The sequence below is a fragment of the Accumulibacter sp. genome (assembly GCF_032229525.1).
GTDB lineage: Bacteria > Pseudomonadota > Gammaproteobacteria > Burkholderiales > Rhodocyclaceae > Accumulibacter.
On record NZ_JAVTWB010000190.1, the window covers coordinates 26,379 to 30,663 of the forward strand.

A 4,285-nucleotide genomic window follows, 5' to 3' on the forward strand; every position below is an offset into this window, starting at 1 on the left:
GTGCCAGGAGTATTGAACTGGCCATTGACGTTCTGACGCGACTGGTAGACCAGGTCGATGTTGAGCGGGCCGTTGGCGTAGTTGCCACCAGCGCCCCACTGGCCGTTGTCGCTCGTCGAGGCGGTGGGGCCTGATTCGCCGAAGCCGTAGATCAGCTTGCCGGTGAAGCCGCTGAAGTTCGGCGAGGTGTAGGTGGCGGCATTGTTGAAGCGGGCTGCACTGTTCGGGGTGATGGTGTTGCCGCCTGCGTTGCTCAAGATCGACTGCGTGCCAAAGGTGGCGCCGCCGGTCGGGTCATTGTTAACCGTGGCGATGTAGCCCGGTGCGTACTGACGGCCGAGGGCGACGGTACCGAGCTTGGCGCTGGACAGGCCGACGAACTGCTGGCGGGCATTCAGACCGCCGGTGCTGCCGACGCCGGTGTTGCCGTCGACGCTGAGCGAGTACTCGAGGGTGAAAATCGCCTTCAGGCCATTGCCCAGATCTTCCGTACCTTTGAAGCCGAGACGCGAACCGCTCAGGTAGCCGGACTGGATGCCGCTGAACTTGTAGTTGCCGCTAACGCCGGTAGGCGTGCCGCCCGAGCCGTACACATACGCTGCGTCAGCAATACCGTAGATGGTGACGTTGCTCTGGGCAAAAGCAGCGCCCGAGGCCAGGCCGGCAACTGCCAGCGCGATCAGTTTCTTTTGCATGGTGAATCTCCTCTATGTTTGCGATCAATGAATCCAACTGGTGCTTCATCAAACTGGGCCTCTCTGAATACTCGAGAAGTTGGAGTGATTGTGGCAAGTGCAGATGGGCGGGGCAAGCGCGCCGAGCGCTTTGGCTGCCGATCGCGCTGCAATTGTTGGTTTTTTGCCACACATGTGGTGATTCGTGCTGCAAGCCGCTGCGCTTCTTGGCGCTTGCGACACCGTCGAGTGGGTTTCGGAAGACGGAGCATTGTTGTCGGGGGGGCATCGCCTATCGCGTTTACCCGCAGCGCGGTGGCCGCCACCGTTGGTCTTGAATTGATTTCACTTTGGGCGCGCATCCCATGGTCGGTGGATTGGCGTTACTGACACGCACGCGAGCTGCGCTACGAACTTGCTTCTCAGGCCTGCCAGCGATTCGCCCCTGGCCGACGGTGAGAGATTCGGCGGCGGGCCCGTTCGATTGGGATGTGCAAGCTCAGGAAAACAGGCCCGCCAGCGCTTCGCCGGGTTCGGCGGCGCGCATGAATGCTTCGCCAACAAGGAAGGCGTTGACACCGTTGTCGCGCATCAAAGCGACATCGCGGGTGGCGAGAATGCCGCTTTCGGTGACGACGATGCGATCTTCCGGGATCAAGGACAGCAGTTCGAGGGTGGTCTGCAGACTGACTTCGAAGTTGCGCAAATTGCGGTTGTTGATGCCGATCAGTGGTGTGCTGAGCTGCAGGGCGAGATCGAGTTCCTGGGCATTGTGCACTTCGACGAGTACGGCCATAGCCAAACCGCCGGCGATCGCCTCGAAATCGCGCATGGCGGGCAGGTCGAGTGCTGCGGCGATCAACAGGATGGCGTCGGCGTCCATCGCGCGGGCCTCGTACACCTGATAGGGGTGCACCAGAAAGTCCTTGCGCAGGACCGGCAAGGTGCACGCGCTGCGCGCCGCCTGCAGGTAGGCCGGGTCGCCCTGGAAGAACTGGCGGTCGGTGAGCACCGACAGACACGCTGCACCGTGTCGCTGATAACTGGCGGCGATCTCTGCCGGGCGAAAATCGGCGCGCAGCACGCCCCTGGATGGGCTGGCTTTCTTGATTTCAGCGATCACCGCGGCCTGGCCATGGGCGATCCGGTCGCGCATGGCGCCGACAAAGTCGCGCGGCGTGGCTTGCTTTTCGGCGCTGGCGCGTACGCTGGCGAGCGGCATTGCCACCTGGGCGGCAGCGACTTCGTCGCGCTTGACGGCAAGTATACGGTTGAGAATGTCGCTGATCACGGGGTGGACTGCGCCGCCGGGGTGGTCGCGCCCTCGTCGGTGTCTTCAAGCAGATCATCGACAGGGATCTCTAGCGCGCGGGAAGCCAGGTCGACCGTGTCGCCCACGCCATAGTCGTAGAGCACCCAGTGCTTTCCGCGGTCGCGGCGGAAGACCTCGATACGTTTCGCTGGCAGGTCGATCAGCACGTAGTCCTGCAGGCTTGCGAGCTTGCGATAGGCGGCGAATTTGGCTCCTCGGTCGTAGGCGGCGGTCGATTCGGACAACACTTCTGCAACCAGCAGCGGGTGGCTGACGTGGTCCGGGGTCAGACAGTCTCGCGGGTCGCCGGTGACCACGACGTCGGGATAGAAGAAGCAATCGGCTGCTTCAATGCGCGTCTTGACCGATTCGATGAACACCCGGCAGGGGCTGCCCTTGAGTTCGCGACGCAGACTGCCATACAGGTTTCCCTTCGCTACATTGTGTGACTGGCGCACGCCGACCATGGCGAAAACTTCGCCGGCCACGTATTCGTGACGCTCTGCCTGGGTTTCTTCCCAGGCCAGGTAGGAGGCGGCATTGAAGCGCTTGTCAACTTGCGGTATGGCCATGCTCGTCTCCTTCACAACGCCACCGATCACGCCGAAAACCCGCGCGTAAAGGCAACGAATTCGTCGAGCCGGGTGAGCGCCGCGCCCGAGGCAATGGCTTCGAAAGCGCGCTCCACGCCGTCGCCCAGGGTTTCGGTCAGACCGCTGACGTAGATGCTCGCACCGGCATTGAGCGCGACGATGTCGCGTGCGGCGCCGGCCTTGTTCTGCAGGGTGGCCAGCAACATCGCTTTCGATTGGTCGACGTTGGCCACGCGCAATACGCTCGGGTCATGCACGGCGAGGTTGAACTGCTCGGGGTGGACGGTGTATTCGTCGATGCGACCGTTCTTCAACTCGCCGACCAGCGTCTCGCCGGAGATCGAGATCTCGTCAAGGCCTTCGCGGCCAAAAACGGTCATCGCGTGCGAACTGCCAAGGCGCTGCAGAACGCGCACCTGGATTCCCACCAGGTCGGGATGAAATACGCCGAGCACCTGATTGGCCGCACCGGCCGGGTTGGTCAACGGGCCGAGAATGTTGAACAGCGTGCGGATGCCCAGTTCGCGGCGAACCGGCGCCGCGTGCTTCATCGCGCTGTGATGGTTGGGGGCGAACATGAAGCCGATACCGACTTCATCGACGCACTGCCCGACCTGTTCGGGCGTCAGGTTGATGTTGACGCCAAGCGCTTCGAGCACGTCGGCGCTACCGGATTGTGAAGACACCGAGCGCCCGCCATGCTTGGCGACCCTGGCTCCGGCGGCGGCGGCAACGAACATCGCGGCGGTCGAGATGTTGAAGGTCTGGGCGCCGTCACCGCCAGTGCCGCAGGTGTCTACCAGGCGTGAGCGGTCACCGACCAGCACCTTGGTCGACAGTTCGCGCATGACCTCGGCCGCGGCAGCAATTTCACCGATTGTTTCCTTCTTGACGCGCAGGCCAACGATGATCGCCGCGATCATCACCGGGCTGACTTCGCCGCCCATGATCTGACGCATCAGGGAGACCATCTCGTCGTGAAAGATCTCGCGGTGTTCGATGACCCGCGCCAGGGCGTCCTGTGCGTTCATTTGCCGTGCTCCTCAAGGAAGTTCTTCAACAGGTCGTGGCCGCGCTCGGTGAGGATCGATTCCGGGTGGAACTGAACGCCCTCGACCGCCAGGCTGCGATGGCGCAGGGCCATGATCTCGCCGTCATCGGTCCAGGCGGTGATCTCGAGGCACTCCGGCAAGGAGTCGCGCTCAATGGCCAGCGAGTGGTAGCGAGTGCACGTCAGCGGATTGGGCAGGCCACGGAAAACCCCCTTGTCCGTATGGTGCACCGGCGATATCTTGCCGTGCATCAGCTTGCGCGCGTGCACCACGCGGCCGCCGAAAGCCTCGCCGATCGCCTGGTGTCCGAGGCAGACGCCAAGCAGTGGAATCTTGCCGGCGAATTCGCGAATCGCTGCCAGAGAAATCCCCGCCTGTCCCGGCGCGCAGGGACCGGGAGAAATTACCAGCAGGGCAGGGTTCAGGCGCGCGATTTCGGCGATGCTGATGGCGTCGTTGCGGAATACCCGGACGTCCTGTCCCAGCTCCCCGAAGTACTGGACGAGGTTGTAGGTAAAGGAGTCGTAGTTGTCGATCATCAGCAGCATTGCAGGGGCATCCTGTTGACTAAACAGGCTTTCGCCTGCCATGCCGTCGATTGATACCCGCTGCTTCGCTCGCCGGTGGGTGATCGGTGCTGACGGCACCGGTAAA

5 protein-coding genes are annotated in these 4,285 nt (G+C 62.7%); all 5 read right to left on the bottom strand.

Features of this window, described 5'->3' with window-relative positions:
• Window positions 1–695, bottom strand: a 695-nt coding sequence (locus RUW20_RS15045) for a porin (protein WP_313953045.1), incomplete at its 3' end; no start/stop codon positions are given.
• 478 nt (window positions 696–1,173) lie between these two features.
• On the bottom strand, window positions 1,174–1,962 hold the full coding sequence (trpC, locus tag RUW20_RS15050; RefSeq protein WP_313953056.1) for an indole-3-glycerol phosphate synthase TrpC: 789 nt from the start codon (window positions 1,960–1,962) through the stop codon (window positions 1,174–1,176).
• Window positions 1,962–2,558: a Uma2 family endonuclease gene (locus RUW20_RS15055; protein WP_313953046.1), complete on the bottom strand. Its 597-nt coding sequence runs from the start codon at window positions 2,556–2,558 to the stop codon at window positions 1,962–1,964. Before RUW20_RS15055 ends, trpC begins: the two co-directional genes overlap by 1 nt.
• A gap of 26 nt (window positions 2,559–2,584) precedes the next feature.
• A complete protein-coding gene (gene trpD, locus RUW20_RS15060) occupies window positions 2,585–3,610 on the bottom strand; it encodes an anthranilate phosphoribosyltransferase (RefSeq protein ID WP_313953047.1) in 1,026 nt (341 codons plus the stop codon).
• Complete coding sequence (locus RUW20_RS15065) at window positions 3,607–4,179, bottom strand: aminodeoxychorismate/anthranilate synthase component II (RefSeq protein WP_313953057.1); 573 nt, start codon at window positions 4,177–4,179, stop codon at window positions 3,607–3,609. The genes trpD and RUW20_RS15065 overlap by 4 nt, the downstream gene beginning before the upstream one ends.
• Window positions 4,180–4,285 lie beyond the last annotated feature (106 nt).